The sequence below is a fragment of the Alteromonas sp. H02 genome (assembly GCF_059682525.1).
Window position 1 is genome coordinate 5,135,452 of record NZ_CM185021.1, and the last position, 17,359, is coordinate 5,152,810.

General features: G+C 51.2%; 15 protein-coding genes. 7 read left to right on the top strand and 8 right to left on the bottom strand.

Annotated elements, in window-relative coordinates:
• Positions 1 to 46: 46 nt before the first annotated feature.
• Positions 47 to 1,258, bottom strand: a complete 1,212-nt coding sequence (locus AC566Q_RS23725; protein WP_499611943.1) for a M24 family metallopeptidase — start codon at positions 1,256 to 1,258, stop codon at positions 47 to 49.
• A 195-nt stretch (positions 1,259 to 1,453) separates the two neighbouring features.
• Here AC566Q_RS23725 and AC566Q_RS23730 point away from each other — a divergent pair, with 195 nt between their 5' ends.
• On the top strand, positions 1,454 to 3,262 hold the full coding sequence (locus AC566Q_RS23730) for a DUF885 domain-containing protein (protein ID WP_499611945.1): 1,809 nt from the start codon (positions 1,454 to 1,456) through the stop codon (positions 3,260 to 3,262).
• Positions 3,263 to 3,337: 75 nt separating this feature from the next.
• On the opposite strand, the gene AC566Q_RS23735 is transcribed toward AC566Q_RS23730, so the two are convergent.
• Positions 3,338 to 4,300 (bottom strand): S41 family peptidase, encoded by a 963-nt coding sequence (locus AC566Q_RS23735; protein WP_499611946.1) that lies wholly within the window; start codon positions 4,298 to 4,300, stop codon positions 3,338 to 3,340.
• A 163-nt stretch (positions 4,301 to 4,463) separates the two neighbouring features.
• On the opposite strand from AC566Q_RS23735, the gene AC566Q_RS23740 reads away from it, so the two are divergent.
• The 3 genes from AC566Q_RS23740 (at position 4,464) to AC566Q_RS23750 (ending at position 7,613) form a co-directional block, all read left to right on the top strand.
• Entirely contained in the window at positions 4,464 to 5,711 is a 1,248-nt protein-coding gene (locus AC566Q_RS23740) for a DEAD/DEAH box helicase (RefSeq protein ID WP_499611948.1), read from the top strand.
• Between the two features lie 99 nt (positions 5,712 to 5,810).
• Positions 5,811 to 7,235: an MATE family efflux transporter gene (locus AC566Q_RS23745; protein WP_499611950.1), complete on the top strand. Its 1,425-nt coding sequence runs from the start codon at positions 5,811 to 5,813 to the stop codon at positions 7,233 to 7,235.
• 15 nt (positions 7,236 to 7,250) lie between these two features.
• Complete coding sequence (locus AC566Q_RS23750) at positions 7,251 to 7,613, top strand: RidA family protein (protein WP_105935679.1); 363 nt, start codon at positions 7,251 to 7,253, stop codon at positions 7,611 to 7,613.
• A 39-nt stretch (positions 7,614 to 7,652) separates the two neighbouring features.
• Here the strand turns inward: AC566Q_RS23750 and AC566Q_RS23755 are convergent, their stop codons facing one another.
• Positions 7,653 to 9,290: an acyl-CoA synthetase gene (locus AC566Q_RS23755; RefSeq protein WP_105935680.1), complete on the bottom strand. Its 1,638-nt coding sequence runs from the start codon at positions 9,288 to 9,290 to the stop codon at positions 7,653 to 7,655.
• Between the two features lie 136 nt (positions 9,291 to 9,426).
• Here AC566Q_RS23755 and AC566Q_RS23760 point away from each other — a divergent pair, with 136 nt between their 5' ends.
• On the top strand, positions 9,427 to 10,185 hold the full coding sequence (locus AC566Q_RS23760) for an IS5 family transposase (protein ID WP_123325976.1): 759 nt from the start codon (positions 9,427 to 9,429) through the stop codon (positions 10,183 to 10,185).
• A 262-nt stretch (positions 10,186 to 10,447) separates the two neighbouring features.
• Here AC566Q_RS23760 and AC566Q_RS23765 read toward each other — a convergent pair whose 3' ends face one another.
• Complete coding sequence (locus tag AC566Q_RS23765) at positions 10,448 to 10,924, bottom strand: DUF6491 family protein (protein ID WP_146129480.1); 477 nt, start codon at positions 10,922 to 10,924, stop codon at positions 10,448 to 10,450.
• Positions 10,925 to 11,160: 236 nt separating this feature from the next.
• On the opposite strand from AC566Q_RS23765, the gene AC566Q_RS23770 reads away from it, so the two are divergent.
• The gene (locus tag AC566Q_RS23770; protein WP_105933278.1) at positions 11,161 to 12,387 is read left to right on the top strand and encodes a threonine/serine exporter family protein; all 1,227 of its coding nucleotides are present in this window, start codon (positions 11,161 to 11,163) and stop codon (positions 12,385 to 12,387) included.
• Between the two features lie 51 nt (positions 12,388 to 12,438).
• Here the strand turns inward: AC566Q_RS23770 and AC566Q_RS23775 are convergent, their stop codons facing one another.
• Positions 12,439 to 13,089: a response regulator gene (locus tag AC566Q_RS23775; protein ID WP_105933279.1), complete on the bottom strand. Its 651-nt coding sequence runs from the start codon at positions 13,087 to 13,089 to the stop codon at positions 12,439 to 12,441.
• A complete protein-coding gene (locus AC566Q_RS23780) occupies positions 13,086 to 14,297 on the bottom strand; it encodes a sensor histidine kinase (protein WP_146129481.1) in 1,212 nt (403 codons plus the stop codon). Before AC566Q_RS23780 ends, AC566Q_RS23775 begins: the two co-directional genes overlap by 4 nt.
• A gap of 58 nt (positions 14,298 to 14,355) precedes the next feature.
• Between AC566Q_RS23780 and AC566Q_RS23785 the strand changes: the two genes are divergently transcribed.
• The gene (locus AC566Q_RS23785) at positions 14,356 to 15,117 is read left to right on the top strand and encodes a hypothetical protein (RefSeq protein WP_105933281.1); all 762 of its coding nucleotides are present in this window, start codon (positions 14,356 to 14,358) and stop codon (positions 15,115 to 15,117) included.
• Here AC566Q_RS23785 and eutC read toward each other — a convergent pair.
• Both eutC and AC566Q_RS23795 read right to left on the bottom strand, forming a co-directional pair.
• Positions 15,100 to 15,927, bottom strand: coding sequence for an ethanolamine ammonia-lyase subunit EutC (gene eutC, locus AC566Q_RS23790; RefSeq protein WP_499611954.1), 828 nt, complete (start codon positions 15,925 to 15,927; stop codon positions 15,100 to 15,102). The genes AC566Q_RS23785 and eutC overlap by 18 nt on opposite strands.
• Positions 15,924 to 17,324, bottom strand: coding sequence for an ethanolamine ammonia-lyase subunit EutB (locus AC566Q_RS23795; RefSeq protein ID WP_499611955.1), 1,401 nt, complete (start codon positions 17,322 to 17,324; stop codon positions 15,924 to 15,926). Before AC566Q_RS23795 ends, eutC begins: the two co-directional genes overlap by 4 nt.
• Positions 17,325 to 17,359 lie beyond the last annotated feature (35 nt).

Below are 17,359 nucleotides of genomic sequence, written 5' to 3' on the forward strand. Positions count from 1 at the left end.
GGTGGCTTTGCAATCAATATCAAGCTTTTGCCACACTTTGTTACAGTTATAAGCCGAAGGGGTTATCGATAGACTGAGCCGGTTGGGTAAACCAGCGCGGGCCGTCTTCTGCCATGTAAAAATGGTCTTCAAGACGGATCCCAAATTCCCCCGGCACTACAATCATGGGTTCATTACTGAAGCACATACCCGGCGCTAACGGCTGCGGATTGTCTTTTACCAGATAAGGCCATTCGTGAATATCCATGCCGATGCCATGGCCGGTACGATGGGGTAATCCCGGCAAATCGTAATCAGGCCCAAGGCCAGCCCTTTCCAGACTGACCCGGGCTGCGGCGTCCACGTTACCACAGGGCGAGCCATTGGTTGCCGCGGCAAAAGCCGCCAGTTGCGCGTCTTTTTCGGCCTGCCACAAGCGGGCCTGTTTTTCGCTGGCCCCGCCAAAGGAATAGGTACGGGTAATGTCCGACAGGTAGCCATGTAACTTACAACCGGTATCAATCAGTACCAGGTCGCCTTTCTTCAACACCTGAGGGTCTTTGACGCCATGGGGGAAAGACGTGGCTTTACCGAACAATACAATGCAAAAATAAGCACCGCTGGCACCCACTTTTTTATGGGCCTGGTGAATAAATTGTTCGACCTCGGTGGTGGTGATCCCTTCATACAAGATGCTGGCGGTTGCCTGATGGACTGCCAGTGTCATGTCCATGGCGCGCTGAATAAGCGCCAGCTCGCTGGCCGATTTATGCATTCGGCAATGGGCTGTCACGCCACTGGCGTTAATGATTTCGAGATCCGGCATGGCTTTATTAAAACCATCGACAATAAAAAACGCCGTGGCTTCATCCACGCCCAGAATATCACCGCCGCTTAATCCGGCATTCTTTAATACTTCGGCGACCAGCTCATAGGGGCTTTCATGCTCCTGCCATCCCACAATGTCGCCGGCAATCACCTGACGCTCCGACAGAGAATCAATCTCAAATAAAGGAGCAATATAAACGACATCACCGCTGGCTGGCAGAATAGCGCCTACCAGGCGCTCGCTGGCATACCAGTCCATACCGGTAAAATAACTTAAGTTAGTGCCGGCATTCAGATAGATGGCCGCAATCTGATGCTCACGCATATAGCGTTGCGCTTTGTCGATACGGGCCAGGTGTTCACTATGCGTTATCAGCTGAGTGTCTGCCGTCATATCTGAAAGCGCGGCCAGCGCGGCTTCCTGGCTCTTACCGCCAATACCTGTTTGCATGATTTACTCCTGTCTGAAAATACCGGCACACTATACCTTATACACCATTTTCCCGACAGACAGCCGCTGCGAAGCTGGTCTACGCAGACTGTCAACCTGGCGGTTTATCCTCGCTCAATTCAACTGGCTAAGGCAGTATAAGCAAAATACGATAGACTTATTACAATCCGGATATAACAACAACAGGAGACTCTGGTGCTCACAGCTCAATCCCCCCACCCAATAAAAATAGTAGCTTTATCGGTAATAATAGCGTGCTCAGCCATCGGTATTACGGCGTGTTCTTCCACATCGTCGCCGTCAGCTGGCACCAGTGTGGTTCAGAATAACGCCGACAGCCGCTTTGAAGCGCTGTATGAGGCAGAGTGGGCGTGGCGCCAGAATAAAGACGCTACCGATGAGAACAGTAATACCACCAGCGCGCCGTCGAGCCTGCCGGATGTCAGCATTGCTACCCAGCAAAAACGCCTTGCACGTTGGCAGGAGACCCTGGCGCAGCTGGACGCTATCGACGTAGAAGCCTTATCACAAACCAATCAAATCAATTACGCGGTGTATCGCCTGCAAATTGAAAACCTGATTGCCGACCAGCAGTTTAAAACCTACGAAAAGCCCTTACTGGGTGATACCGCGTTCTGGAGCAACCTGGCTTATATCACTCGTGAAACTTTTCATAGCGAGCAGGATTTCGAGAACTACATACAGTGGCTGCAAGACATGCCGCGCTACTTCGATCAGCAAATCGCCAATATGAAGCTTGGCCTGGCGCGTAAGTTCACGTTACCGAAGATTTCGTTACAGGGCCGCGATGCCTCAGTGATATCGGTGATCGAGGCAAAAGGCGCGGAGAACATGTATTTCAAGCCGTTTAAGAAAATGCCTTCCCGTTTAAGTGAGGAAAAACAAGCGCAACTGCAGGCCAAAGCCAAAGCCGCTATCGACGACTATGTTATTCCGGCTCATCAGACATTGCTGACCTTCTTACAGGAAGACTACATTCCTAATGCCCAGCCTTCGATTGCTGGTTATGACCTGCCCGATGGCAAAGCCTATTATCAGGCGCAAATTAAGAAGTACACGACGCTGGATCTGAGTGCCGAGGAAATCCATCAGATTGGTTTGGATGAAGTCACCAAGATCCGCCAGCGCATGCACGAAGTAATGGCTGAGGTTGGCTTTGACGGCGACTTGCAGGCCTTTTTAACCTTCCTGCGCACCGACGAACAGTTTTATGTTGATACACCACAGGCACTGCTAGACCGCGCTGCATGGACGGCCAAGGAATTTGATGGCGTAGCGGACCAGTGGTTTGGTCATCTGCCACGTAAGCGCTTTGCCATTATTAAAGTACCAGACGATATTGCGCCGTTTTATACCGCTGGCCGTGGCGGTCCGGGCACCTATTGGGTAAATACCTATGATCTGCCCTCTCGCCCGCTGTATTCCCTGCCAGCACTCACTCTGCATGAATCGGCACCGGGCCACGCATTTCAGATGCCTCTGTCACTGGAAAACGACGCCATCCCTGAGTTCCGCCGTAAGAGCTATATTTCAGCCTTCGGTGAAGGCTGGGCGCTGTACAGCGAATTATTAGGTGAAGAAATGGGCCTTTACCATACGCCTTATGAGGTGTTTGGCATGCTCAGTTACCAGATGTGGCGAGCAGCTCGCCTGGTGGTTGATACCGGTATCCACGCCAAGGGCTGGACCCGGAAAGAGGCGCAGGACTTTATGAAAGAGAACACCGCGCTGTCGATTCATGAAATCACCACCGAAGTAGACCGTTACATTGCCTGGCCCGGGCAGGCGCTGTCTTACTATCTTGGTCAGATGGCCATTGTTGAACACCGCGCGCGAGCAGAAGAAGCCCTTGGTGAGCAGTTCGATATCCGTAACTTCCACGATATGATCCTGCAAATGGGATCTGTCCCACTTGCGGTACTGGAAGAGCGGGTCGATAAGTTTATTGCCGAAGGCGGCCCATCGCCTTACCCGGCGGGTTAACAGCACATTCCGGGGGCGTAAGTGATTGCTGACAGCGTATCAATGCTGGTGATGCTTACGCCTCCTTTAAACAGGCTAATGTCTGTTTATGTATAACGCTTCCTTTGCCAGCTCAAGGGCCACAGACATTGCTTGGTCAGCGTCACTTTGCACATCTGGCATAACCCCGCTGTTTTTCCAGCTATCGCCGGTTTGTGGATGTTGCAGTTCAGCGTAAGCCATCACCAGACTTAAATGCTCACTGAGTTTCTCAACAGTTGTCATATAACCCAGGCCAATGGTTGGCATGCCCACTACCGTGGCCCGGTCGGCTTGCTGCAATGTGAAGGCGACAAACTCCCAGGACCCGGCAATAAAAGGCGACGTAACAATAAACACAGGCTTATCAGTGCTAACAGGGCTCGCCACTAGCTGCGCCAACAAAGGCGTACTTTGCTGGTGCGCAAGAGTGACCATCGATAGCGGCGGCCCCACCGGCATAAAATGACTCAGAAAATGTTGCGAGAGCGGCAATGAGCTCATGCCGGCACTTCTGAGATCGATCACTATGGCCTGACTGTCTGATAAAAACGCCATGGCTTTATCCATTTCTGCCCGCCACTGCTCATCAAATAAATCACCATCAACAGCCAGGTAGCCAATATCACCTTCCAGCATTTGCATTTGCAGTGCGCCGGGCAGCTCATCGATAGCCATTAGTGTACCGTTTAGCCCGGACTGCCAGTGCAGCTCGAAGTTGGAATCCTGACTTACTGAGTAAAGCATAGACTCCAGTTTGATTTTCAGGCGGCCAAAAGAAAACGAACCGTTCAGTTCACCGCGCTGCAGTGCATTAGTTAGCAATTCAACTGTGTCCTGGCGAACGTCTTCACGAATATAATCCTTCTCAACCACCCTGATTAGTTGAGTTACCGCACCCTGCACCTCCTGTTCGGAGAGTAATGGTTCGTCCGCCCCAAATGCGGGTGCCAATGCCGGGATTAACCCACCAAGGTGAAAAATGAATACCAAAAGTAAAATGCATTTAGCGAACGTCATCGGCTCATCCCTTAGAAATTGACTGTTTTATAATTGGACTTTAATGCCCGCTTTCAATGCGTCATGACCAAAAACAGCTATCTGATTATAAACTACAGCTAAGCTGCCAATCGTTAAAGTGCTACAATAGCGCCGTCTTTTTTAATCATTAGCGATGTAAGTTATGCGTTTTTCCGACCTGGGGCTGCAAACCCAATTGTTAGCCATCCTTGACGAGCTTGGCTATCAAGCGCCTACGCCCATTCAACAGGCTGCCATTCCCGAGGTATTAGCGGGGCGCGACGTGCTGGCCGGGGCCCAAACCGGAACCGGCAAAACTGCTGCATTTGCATTACCGTTAATTCAACGATATCTGGCTGACGAAGGCACCTCAAAAGCCATTCACGTATTAGTGCTTACCCCAACCCGCGAGCTTGCTCAGCAGGTGCATCAGAGCTTTGTTGCCTACAGTCAGGGTACCGGATTGCGCTCTGTTGTGGCCTACGGGGGAGCAAGCATTAACCCGCAGATTGACGCATTAAATAAGGGCTGCGATGTACTGGTAGCCACGCCCGGACGTTTACTGGAACTGGCAACAAAAGGACTTATTGACCTGGGCACTTTGCAAACCCTGGTACTCGATGAAGCAGACCGCATGCTGGATATGGGCTTTATTATTGATATTAAGCGTATCCTCAGGCACTTGCCAGAAGCGCATCAGACGCTGTTTTTTAGTGCCACCTTTAACGATGACGTATTTGCCCTCAAAAACACCCTGTTAATCGACCCGGCGCTCATTGAAGTAACTGAAAGGAACACCGCCGCCGCGAAAGTTGAACAACGCATCTACGAAGTGGACAGTCACAAAAAAGCGGCGCTGGTAGCTTATCTTATTGGCGCTAACAACTGGCAACAGGTACTTATTTTTACCCGCACCAAGCAAGCGGTGGATGCCCTGGCCAAGGAACTCGGCAAAGACGGCATCACTGCCTCAGCCGTTCATGGTGACAAAGCGCAAGGCGCCCGCGAGCGAGCGCTGGAGGCTTTTAAAACCGGCCAGGTACGCGCACTGGTTGCCACCGATGTGGCCGCCCGGGGCCTCGATATTCAGCAGTTACAGTATGTCATCAACTATGAGCTTCCCTACAACGCCGAGGACTATATTCACCGCATTGGCCGCACTGGCCGGGCGGGTTTAGCCGGGCTCGCAGTATCGCTGGTTTCCCATAAGGAAAAGTACCTGCTTGAAGACGTTGAGAAACTCACCGGCGAGCATTTTATCCCGCAGTGGGTGGAAGGCTTCGAGCCTAACCCGGCTGCGCAGGAAAGCGCTGGTAACCCCCGCCGCAAACCGTCGAAAAAGTCTTTGCGTGCAAACGCTCTTGGCCAGTCCGGCAACAAAGGAAAGGCCGGCAAGCGGCGCCGCCGCTAAGCTGTTTGAATATATAAAATGCCAAATCCGCAGGTTTGGCTGCCGTGTTTTTTACCCGGCGGCGGGGTACCATAGCGCGTCTTTCTTCGCGGAGCTTACATGGCCCATTCATCTCAACTGCTCACCGGCCCTATTCATAAAGCGCTGTTATCTCTCGCTATCCCTATTGTGATCAGTCAGTTATTGCAATCAGCTTATCAACTTACCGATGCATTTTGGGTGGGTCGGCTGGGGCCGGCCGAAGTTGCCGCAGTCTCCATTAGTATGCCGGTAACTTTTTTGGTGATCGCCATTGGTGCCGGACTAGCTATGGCAGGCGCCACACTGGCTGCCCAGTACATGGGGGCCGGACGCAAAGACGAAGTCGACAAGGTGTCTGCACAAACGTTATTGATGGTGATGGTGGTCTCTACACTGCTTGGTACCTATGGTTATTGGCTGTCGCCGCATTTTCTCACGCTGCTGAAAGTAGAGCCTGAGGTATATAGCAACGCCCTGAGCTTTATGCATGTGTCGTTCATCGGGGTGATCTTTGTGTTTACCTTTAATATGTTTCAGGCGCTGATGCGGGGCATTGGCGAAGTGCGTATTCCGCTACTGATTGTGCTTGGTACCGTGCTGCTTAATCTGGTGCTCGACCCGTTGTTTATTTTCGGTTATGGCAATTTTCCCGGATTAGGCGTTACCGGCGCGGCCCTGGCGACCCTGGTTACCCAGGCGCTGGCCGCTGTAATCGGCATAGGTATTTTACTCAAAGGGCGCCATGGCATTCATGTTCGGTTGCGCTATTTCATCCCCGATTACAGCTACATTCGCCGCGCCTTCTTCCTTGGCATTCCCGGCTCGGTCGATCTCTCTGCACGGGCGCTTGGACAAATTATCATGTCGTTCCTTGTGGCCAGTTTCGGTACCGTCACGATTGCTTCCTATGGTGTCGGTAATAACATTTTGATGTTTGTCACCATTCCGGCTCTCGGCCTGGGCATGGCTATTTCCACGCTGGTGGGGCAAAACCTCGGCGCAGGGCAAATTGAGCGCGCTTCTCAGGCCGCTTTTACCGGGGCAACCTGGGGCTTTGTTGCGCTAACCCTGGTTGGCACATTATGCTTCTTTACAGCCCCGCAAATCATCGCCTTTTTCGTTCCTGAGCAACCCAATGTGATTGCCACCGGCGCGGAGTTTGTTCAGGTAATGGCGCTCACCTGGGGCGGTATGGCCGTGCAGGTATGCATTACCGGTGCTTTCAGGGCTTCCGGCAACATGATCAATGCCATGGTGCTGTCGCTCTTGTCGCAGTGGATGTTCCTGTTCCCTATTGCGTTTATTTTATCGAAGCACACGGCCTTGGGTAAAACCGGCATTTGGTGGGCCTTTGCCGCCACCAATATCCTGATTGGTATTGTGAGTATTTGCTGGCTGGCCCGGGGCAGTTGGAAACACACCCGACTCACCAGTCAGAAACAGGAAGTGCTACAGGTGACCGAAGAAACCCTGCGCGAATCCGAAGATCAGTATTATCCTTAAACCAGAGAAACCACCATGAAAATACACCGTATAAACCCCACTCAGCGTTGGTCAGACATCACCGTTTTTAACGGCATTGCCAACTTTGTTGAAGTGCCTGAAACCAACGAAGTACTGGAAATTGAAGGTCAGGTCAGCGCTATTTTTGAACAGGCAGAGGCCTCTCTGGGGTTAATCGACAGCGATAAATCGCGTATTTTAAGCGTGACCATTTATATTACCGACTTTAGCCTGGTTGACCGATTAAATGCGGTATGGGACACCTGGTTTGACGAGGGCACAGCACCCAGCCGGGCGTGCGTAAAAGTTGAACTTGCCGATCCCGACTGGCTAGTTGAAATGGCCTTTACCGTAGCCGCCGGCGAAGCGTATTTATGAGCCTATCCGGCGCGGCAAATGCCGCACCGGTAGCCCGAATCAGCTTTCTTTAACCTGATTGCGCAACACAAACTTCTGTATCTTTCCGGTAGACGTTTTAGGTAATTCGCCAAACACAATCTTCTTAGGCACTTTAAAACGTGCCATATTATTGCGGCAGAATTCAATGACTTCTTCTGCACTCACCTCCATACCATCTTTAAGTTTAATGAACGCAGCAGGCACTTCTCCCCACTTTTCATCTGGCTGCGCCACGACAGCAGCTTCAATGATGGCCGGATGGCGATACAGTACGTCTTCCACCTCAATACTGGAGATGTTTTCGCCACCAGAGATGATGATGTCCTTAGAACGATCTTTAATTTCCACATACCCGTCTTCGTGCCAGACGGCCAAATCACCGGAATGGAACCAGCCACCTTCGAAAGAATTATCCGTGGTTGACGGATTTTTTAAATATCCTTTCATCACCACATTCCCGCGCATAAAGATTTCACCTACAGTCTTACCATCCTGGGGCACCGGTTCCAGGGTATTGGGGTTAGCCACCATGATGTCTTCCTGCATGGGTACTTTAACGCCCTGACGCGACTTTTTACGGGCCTTATCTTCTATGGGCAGAGCATCCCATTCATCATGCCAGGCACACACTACACAAGGGCCATAGGTTTCTGTTAAGCCATAAACATGGGTCACCGCAAAGCCCATTTCCTCCATTCCCTGAATCACCGCCGCCGGTGGCGCCGCGCCCGCCGTCATTACGCTCACCTTATGCTCAATGCCCGCTTTCAACTCATCCGGTGCGTTGTTAAGCATATTCAGTACAATAGGTGCGCCGCAAAAGTAATTAACCCCGTCTTCCCTAATAGCCTGATAAATGGCATCGGGGCGAACGTGGCGCAAGCACACGCTCACACCGGCATTAGCAGCAATGGTCCAGGGGAAGCACCAACCATTGCAGTGGAACATTGGCAGCGTCCATAAATAGCGCGGATGGGGCGCCATATTCCACGACACAATATTACTCACTGCATTCAGGTAAGCACCGCGATGGTGATACACCACGCCTTTGGGATCGCCGGTGGTACCAGAAGTATAATTGAGCGTAATGGCATCCCATTCGTCTTCTGGCAAAGACCACTCATATGCCGCCGCATCGCCGGTAGCGATAAACGCTTCATAATCCATCTCGCCAATCAATTCGCCACCTTCGTAATAAGGGTCGTCGATATCAATCACCAACGGGGTTTTATTTAGCATTTTCAACGCCTTACCGACCACTTCAGAAAACTCCCGGTCAACCACTACCACTTTGGCTTCGCCATGTTGCAGGATAAATGCGATGGCTTCAGCATCCAGACGAATATTGACCGCATTGAGCACAGCCCCGGTCATCGGCACACCAAAGTGCGCCTCAAACAGCTCTGGTAAGTTTGGCGAGATAAAGGCGACGGTATCGCCCTTGCCTATTCCCCGTTTTGTCAGGGCGCTGGCAAGCTGCTGCGTGCGCTCATAGGTTTCGGCCCAGGTGCGGCGGGTTTGCTGGTGAATCACCGCCAGATGGTTGGGGTAAACCGCAGCAGTGCGCTTAATAAAAGACAATGGGCTCAACGCCGCAAAGTTGGCTGGGGTTTGATCGAGTCCTAACGCATAGGGGTTATGAGGTGTAGGGTTCATGGTTATCCTTATCGCATTCAAACAAGTGTTTAATTTATTCTTCCATACTAGAGGTTGTTGATCTTTGTATGAAAAGCAGCCGGCATAGCAACGAGGTATAATTGTTTCGCCAAAAATAATTAACCGTAATGTTGCTATGCCAAGAACGATGTTAACAGATGATGCGTGGGAAATCCTAAAAGTACTGCTAAAGGAGAGTGGCAGAGTCTATAACAAATATGAGCACCGAAATACCCTGGAGGGCATACTTTACCGAATGCGTACCGGCATTCAGTGGCGGGATTTGCCATCTGAATTTGGTCTCTGGAATACGGTCTACCGACGATTTAATTTATGGTCGAAGAAAGGCATATTGCAAAAGTTATTTGAAAGCTTAGCCTCCGAGGGTGACCCAGAATGGTTGTTTCTTGATGGTAGTATAGTTAAAGCGCATCAGGATAGTAGCGGTGCAGCGGGTAAACAAGATGAGGCCATCGGAAAAAGTCGAGGTGGTAACTCAACGAAAATTCACCTTGCGGTAGATAGCGGTGGCCTGCCCGTTTATTTTGAACTATCCGGTGGTCAAGTGAACGACATCGTACATGCACAAAGTCTGATAATAAACTCCCCACAAGCCGATATTGTTTGTGCTGATAAAGGCTATGACAGTGAAGCTTTTAGAGCTTACGTAGAAGAAAGTGGAGCAGATGCCAATATTCCACGCAAACGAAATAACAAATTAGGTAATGACGATATGGACTGGTGCCTGTATCGATATAGGCATCTTGTTGAAAACGCGTTTTTGAGGATAAAAAGGTACCGGGCAATATCAACAAGATACGACAAGCTAGCTCGAAACTATAGCAGTACAGTCGCATTGGCATTCATGATGATGTGGCTACCAATGTACTGCTGAACAAATAATGTTCAAAGATCAACAGCCTCTAGACTTTTGTTTAAGCTAAGCACAGTAGCCGATGGTCTTATACGTGACGCTATGAAATACCTTATTCGTATTTAGAAGTCAGTGTGAACGAAGATAAGACTAACGGGTTGGTGAAGCAAAGGTGCACTCTACCCCGCCGAAGCTGGGGCAACAGCGATCTGAAACTGGATTATTATCCGGTTAGTTAAGCAGCGGGACGATTTTCCATGTCGGGTCAGAAGTATCGGATTCCCTATGTCTGATCCGCGTCTTCACCTTCAAGCTGCTGTTCTTTCAGCTCAAGTTCTTTAACTTCCGCTTTAATTTGCGTGCGAAGCTTGTCGTGCTGCTCTCTGGTGAGCGGATAGATTTTGTTGATATAGCATCTAAACGGCAATGAGTCAGGCGTGTAGATAAAGTCAGTACCTTCACTGAGAGAGTTGCCAAAACGGCGGTGCAGCAAAATACCCGGGGCAAAGGCAATTTCATTGCAGCGAGGCACCAGTTTCACCAGGTAGTGACGCATGGGAGAACTGCGAAGGATCAGATATTCATCACTGAGTTCGGCGTAGCTGTCGAGCCTGAAGGCGCTGACAGTATGGTCGCGCTCAAGGGATTCATCCGCCACAAACTGCTCCACCAGCGTTACCATCTCGCTGTTAGTTAAACGCGGTGTTGCACACCCGGCTAACATCAGTACTGCTGTCGCTAATAGCCAATATCGCTTCATAATATACCTTTTTAAAAACATTAACGTTGCCGGTTCGACAACCTGCCAGCCCAATAATTCCTTGTTTATCAGTTGCCACTGAATAGCCTAGCACGCCTTGCTTAACCCAAACTGAACAATCCGTTTTAAGTATATGAGTATTACTTAGAAACCAACAGCTTATGCTGCTATTATTAACTACATTGCGGCTAACACCCGCGCGCCACAAATAAAAAGACCGGATAAAGAGACAGCCATTGGACACCAGAGAGTTTATTCAGATACGCCGGTTTATTCTTAAGCTGGGTAAAATGCTGCACAAATACGGCACACCGGCTTTCCGCCTCGAAGCCTATTTAACCGAAGTGGCACGTTATCTGGGTGTACATGCCTCCTTTATCTCTACGCCGACGTCTTTATCAGTGGTTATCTGGAGTGATCGTCACGAAGAGGAATACAGCCATAATGCCAGGCTTGAGCCCGGTGAGCTGGATTTGAATTCGTTGTCACTTACCGATGAGCTGGCTAACTTGCTGTTGTCCGGTCAGGTAACGCTTGAGGAGGCTGACAAGCGGTTAACCGAAATTGATGCCATGCCCAGCCCCTACGGTAAACTCATAACCGGCTGTTCTTTTGGTTTATCCACCGGCGCTTTTGGCATGCTGATGGGTGCCAGCTGGTCGGAGATTTTTTGGTCAGGCCTGTTTGGTTTTGTGGTGTATTTCTGGGTGCTGTGGTCGGAACGCTCCAAGCGCGTGGCCCTTATGCTCGAACCGGTAATTGCCTATGTGGTGGCCTTTCTGGCCTGTGTAGCGAGCCGCTTTTTTGATCCGGGTATTAATATTCCCATTATTATCCTGTCATCGGTGATTATTTTTGTGCCGGGCCTGGCGCTAACCATGGGGCTTGCCGAGCTCTCCTCGCGCAATATGGTATCGGGCACAGCGCGAATTATGGACGCCATGATGCAGCTGTTTAAACTGTATTTTGGAGCCTTTTTAGGGGTGGCGACCGGTTTTAGTTTATTTGGCGAAAATACCTATGCACCGGCCGAATCCCTGCCCTACTGGTCAACCTGGCTGGCCGTGGTATTGCTGGGCTTTGGCCTGGTGGCCATATTCCGCACCCGGGCCAAGCATATTCCCTGGGCGCTGGCCGCAGCGTTAATTGGCTACAGCGCCACGGCGCTAAGCTCTGATTTCTTGCCACAAAATATCGGTAGCTTTATGGGGGCATTTACCCTGGGAATCTTCGCCAATGCCTTTACCCGCATTGCAAATCAACCTGCCACCATTGTGGCTATGCACGGCCTGATTGTGCTGGTACCGGGCTCTAAAACCTATATCGGGCTGAACTCTTTTGTATCCGGGCAGGATTTTGTGAATGCCGATCATATCGGCCAGGACGTGTTTTTAATTTTCATGTCGCTGGTCGCCGGCCTCATTTTTGCCAACGTGGTGTTTCCCACCAAAAAAGCGCTCTGAGCCTAAGGCGTGTTAATCTTTGCTGTGCACTTTTGTAGCAGTCAACACGCCCTAGCCAATAATACCCAGCTCAACAGCACGCAGTACCGCACGGGTGCGGTCGCGGGCATCCAGTTTGGCCAGTATCGTCGACACCTGATTTTTTACCGTGCCTTGTGATTTAAACAGCGCCCCGGCGATTTCTTTATTGCTGCACCCGGATGCCATTAAACGCAGGATTTCCTTTTCCTTAGCCGACAGCGGTTCAACCGGTGCCGGGCCGTCGGACGCAGTATTTAAGCCCTGCAGACTGTTGATCAGGGTATTGGTAATGGCCGGCTGGATAAGCGACTCGCCGTTATGCACCGCCTCAATACCGTCGACCAGGGTTTCCAGTGACACGTCTTTTAGCAGATACCCTTTGGCACCGGCGCTCAGCGCCCCCATCAAACTCTCGTGGTCGTCAAAAGTGGTGAGCATGATAGTGGGTAGCAGTGCGCCATCCTGCTTTAAACTATTGAGGAGTTCTATACCGGTCATCCGTGGCATGCGGATATCAAGCAGCATCACGTCCACCTTGCCGGCGTTGGCTTGCAGCCAATCGCGGGCCTCTAAACCATCGTTGGCCTGCCCTGCCACTTCCACTTTGTCGGATAATGCCAGCAGGCTGCACAGCCCTTGCCGCAATAGCTGCTGATCGTCTACCACCAATACTCGAATCATCCTGGCTCCGGTATCATCAACCGGGTATGAAAACCCTGGGGGCTGGCGTTGAACTCTGCGCTACCATTGAGCTCGGCAACACGCTCTTTAATACCGGTTAAGCCATTGCCTGGCTGATATTCACCGGCAGTACCGTTATCGGTAATTTCGGTAACCAATTGATTTACCTTGCGGCTTATCTCAATGTGCAACTCACTGGCTTTCCCATGGCGGATGCTGTTGGTCAGGCTTTCCTGCACACATCGCAGTATCGTAGTGGCCTGCAACAGGCTTAGTTCCGTTAAATCACCGTCACAATGAATGGTCACCGATATCTTATCCTGCAAGGGTGCAATCAGTTCATTTAACGCCTGCAGCAAATCCAGCGAACCATATTCGCGCATGTCCGACACGGCCTCTCGTACATCAGACAATAACAGTCTGGCAATGCTTAAGCACTGATCAATGGGCGGTCGCTGCTCGGGGGCAACGGTACGTGCGGCTACCTGTAAATGTAACGACAGCGCAGTAAGATGATGACCTACCAGATCATGGATGTCACGGGCGATGCGAGTGCGCTCATCCTTACGACTGGCCTGCTGCATCAGATCCTGTAACGCCCTGAGTTCGCGGTTTGCCTGCTCGGCCTGCTCCCGTGCCACTTCTGCCTGCTTGCGGCTTTCCATCATCATTAGCGAGAATAAATTAAAGGTCCAGAACAGGGCGGCAGTTAACCACAGTCCATTGGATTGCTCCCACACCTTTGCAAACACCAGCCAGGGTATTGCCGACCATAAAGGCGATAACCACAGCGTACGCCGGTAAGGCATAACGTACGGTAATTGCCCGGACCAGATAACCAGTAAAATGGCATTGAACTCAAACGGGCTGGCCATAAATGACGCCAGTACCAACAGATACTCAAGAGCCAGCAGAATAACTCTGACTGAAGTATCGTGGCGGTAGGGCTCATCGCGGGTGACAAACAGGAATGTCAGCGCAAACAGCACAAATATCGCCAGCGTAGCAAACAGGTTCACCGGCCCGAGGCGACTGGAACCACTCATCAGCCAGGCATTCGCTACTGCCACTACGGCAATGGTGATAATTGCCACCAGTAGTTCGGAGTCAATTTTAGGGAAGTATTTTTTCATAACTGCCAGTATTGGCGAATCGCCGGACAATTGGAATAGGCCAAAAGTCATCTTTTCGATTGTGACTTTTGCCACTACGGCCAACCAGGCTGTAACGGTAGTCTGCTTAACACAAGGTTAAGGAGATTTCGTTATGCACTCTATTCAACAAGGCTTACTGTACTTACATATATTTACCGGGGGTTTAGGCCTGCTGTTATTCTGGATCCCCATTTTTGGCCGCAAGGGCGGCTTTAACCATCGCCGGTTTGGCGTGTACTTTCGCCGCACTATGCTGACCTCGGTGATAAGCGGGGTCATACTCGCGCTGTTCTGGATTGTTGTGCCTACGGTGGTTCATCCGGAGTTGTTGGATAACCCCAAGGCTATCCCGTATTTTCAGCGTTTTGGTGCCTTCTTAGTGCACTTAGGCCTGGTGATGTACACCTCTTTAATGGGGGGGCAATGGGCGCTTGAAGCTAAGCATAGCCGAGACTCACTGCGTACTCCGGCGCGAGTTGCGCCGGCTGTTTTACTGGTGTTTACCAGCATTGGTTCAGGTTACCTTGGGATTAGGCACGAGCAGGTATTAATGATGGTCTTTGCGCCGCTGGGCCTGATGATTGCCTGGGGTCAGTTGCGTTTTATTTTTGCTAAAGAGGTCGAGCCTAAAGCCTGGTTGGTGGAACACCTTTCTGGCTATATCGGCACCGGCATTGGTGCATACACGGCCTTTTTTGCCTTCGGTGGCCGCACGTTGTTTAGTGATATTGGTGCCTGGCAGTATGCTTTTTGGATCCTGCCCGGTGTTATTGGCAATTTCGCCGTGGTTTTACTGGCCCGTAAATACCGCGGAAACAGCAAATCTCAGGTGCAAACCCCTTCACTACCGGCGCAATCAGGTACCGCGCAGTAAAAAGACACCTTGCTCAGACTCATCGGTGAGTACATTGTCTTCGGAGCGGTCTTTCAGGCCAACGCCCGTCAGCTGTTTAGCCCGGGCGTTTTCCATTAAATACAGGCAACGCGTGGCGGCTTTTTCCGGGGCCAACCCCTCTGGCCGCACGTTTGAAATGCAATTGCGTTTGGCATCATCACAGCCTCGTTTCGGCTGCCAGGTAAGATAAATCCCCAGGCTGTCCGGCGAACTTAAGCCAGGCCGCTCACCTATTAGCACCACCACCATTTGCGCATTGAGCGCTACGGCAATGTCGTCACCAATAGCCACTCTTCCCTGTTCCACTATGGTTAGTGGTGACAGGGTCCACGCAGGCTGGCTGGTTTCCAGCTGCGCCAGTAAAGCCGTTAAAAACGGTACACCTTGCTGCATTATCGCAGTGGCGGAGAGCCCATCAGCAATCACAATAGCCAGATCGAATGACTCATTTTTACTAAGCTCTTGCAATGAGTAAGTACTTGCTTCACTCAATTTTCGGCCCAGATCAGGTCGCTGTAAGTAGACCAGGCGATCTTCCGCTTCACTGCTAACGCTACTTATTGTTAACGGTTGTTGATGATAGCGTAGCGCTTTCATTTGCTCGCGCAGCAGCTCGCCGTTTAACGGGCTGTGCACTGCATCAATGGCCTGAGCATGGGCCAATTGAAATTTAAGTAATTCACTGGTGGGGAGGCTGGTACCGGCCCGGCCAAGTCCGATCCGTGCTGCGGTTAGCTCGCGCAACTGTTGCCAGGTATCGGTGTGCAGGTGTTGCTCCTGGTTACTCATGGCTTACCTCCATTATGTGGTAGCGCCGAGGCGAACCGGCCCGGTAGTTTATCGGCCAATAGCTGATTACCGCAGTCGGTGAAGATCTTCTGCTGTTTCAGCCAGGCATCAAATTCCGGCGCCGGACGAGCGCCGAATAGCTGGCGAATATACAGCGCGTCATGAAACGACGTGGTCTGGTAGTTCAGCATAATATCGTCGGAGCCCGGGATACCCATAATAAACTGGCAATGGGCGCTGGCGAGTAAGGTGAGCAGGTTATCCATATCATTCTGGTCGGCCTGGGCATGGTTGGTGTAGCAGATATCGCAGCCCATGGGTAACCCTAACAGCTTGCCACAAAAATGATCCTCTAAACCCGCCCGGATAATCTGTTTACCATCAAACAGATATTCCGGCCCGATAAAGCCCACCACGGTATTGATAAGCAGCGGGTCGAGAACTCTGGCCAGGCCATAAGCCCGGGCCTCGCAGGTTTGCTGGTCCACGCCGTGATGGCCATTGGCCGATAACGCGCTGCCCTGGCCGGTTTCAAAATACATGACATTGTCGCCTACCGTGCCACGCTTAAGCGATAACGCAGCCTCGCGAGCTTCTTGCAGAATAGCCAGCGATACGCCAAAACTACTGTTAGTCACTTCGGTGCCGCCGATAGACTGAAACACTAAATCTACCGGCGCGCCGCGCTCGATGGCTTCAATGGTGTTGGTCACATGGGTTAACACGCAGGACTGGGTAGGAATATCGTACTGATGGATGAGCTCATCGAGCATGCTGAGTAGTTTTATGGTCTGCGCCACATTGTCGGTTGCCGGGTTAATGCCAATCACCGCATCGCCACTGCCGTACATCAGGCCATCAAAGATTGATGCCGCGATACCGTTTAAGTCATCGGTGGGGTGATTCGGTTGCAAGCGGGTAGAAAAATGCCCCGGCACACCAATGGTATTGCGAAAGGCGGTGATCACCTCACATTTTCTGGCCACCAGGATCAGATCCTGATTGCGCATAATTTTGCTCACCGCGGCTACCATCTCAGGGGTCAGGCCCAGACACACATCCTGCAGCACAGTAGCATCGGTAGATTCAAGCAGTAACCAGTTGCGTAACTCACCCACAGTTAAACTGGCCACCGGAGCGAACGCTTCGCTGTCATGGGTATCAATGATCAGTCGCGTGACTTCATCTTGCTCGTAGGGAATAACTGTTTCGTTTAAAAAGGTGCTAAGGGGAAGTTCGGCCAGGACCATTTGGGCTACCACCCGTTCCTCCGCCGTGGCCGCGGCCACACCAGCCAGTTGGTCGCCGGAGCGCAGCGGTGAGGCTTTTGCCATCACTTCGGCTAAATCCTTAAACCGATACGTGAGTTGGCCGAGTGTGTAGCGATATCCTGCCATAGCAACTCTCCCTGTGAGTAAGGTTCAATTCATCA

Excerpts from the sequence above, each read along its gene's own strand:
- AC566Q_RS23760 (WP_123325976.1), top strand. The coding sequence starts at position 9,427 with ATGCCAAGAACGATGTTAACAGATGATGCGTGGGAAATCCTAAAAGTA.
- AC566Q_RS23740 (WP_499611948.1), top strand. The coding sequence starts at position 4,464 with ATGCGTTTTTCCGACCTGGGGCTGCAAACCCAATTGTTAGCCATCCTT.
- AC566Q_RS23785 (WP_105933281.1), top strand. The coding sequence starts at position 14,356 with ATGCACTCTATTCAACAAGGCTTACTGTACTTACATATATTTACCGGG.
- AC566Q_RS23775 (WP_105933279.1), bottom strand. The coding sequence starts at position 13,089 with ATGATTCGAGTATTGGTGGTAGACGATCAGCAGCTATTGCGGCAAGGG.
- AC566Q_RS23725 (WP_499611943.1), bottom strand. The coding sequence starts at position 1,258 with ATGCAAACAGGTATTGGCGGTAAGAGCCAGGAAGCCGCGCTGGCCGCG.
- AC566Q_RS23750 (WP_105935679.1), top strand. The coding sequence starts at position 7,251 with ATGAAAATACACCGTATAAACCCCACTCAGCGTTGGTCAGACATCACC.
- AC566Q_RS23795 (WP_499611955.1), bottom strand. The coding sequence starts at position 17,324 with ATGGCAGGATATCGCTACACACTCGGCCAACTCACGTATCGGTTTAAG.
- AC566Q_RS23755 (WP_105935680.1), bottom strand. The coding sequence starts at position 9,290 with ATGAACCCTACACCTCATAACCCCTATGCGTTAGGACTCGATCAAACC.
- AC566Q_RS23765 (WP_146129480.1), bottom strand. The coding sequence starts at position 10,924 with ATGAAGCGATATTGGCTATTAGCGACAGCAGTACTGATGTTAGCCGGG.
- AC566Q_RS23735 (WP_499611946.1), bottom strand. The coding sequence starts at position 4,300 with ATGACGTTCGCTAAATGCATTTTACTTTTGGTATTCATTTTTCACCTT.
- AC566Q_RS23745 (WP_499611950.1), top strand. The coding sequence starts at position 5,811 with ATGGCCCATTCATCTCAACTGCTCACCGGCCCTATTCATAAAGCGCTG.
- eutC (WP_499611954.1), bottom strand. The coding sequence starts at position 15,927 with ATGAGTAACCAGGAGCAACACCTGCACACCGATACCTGGCAACAGTTG.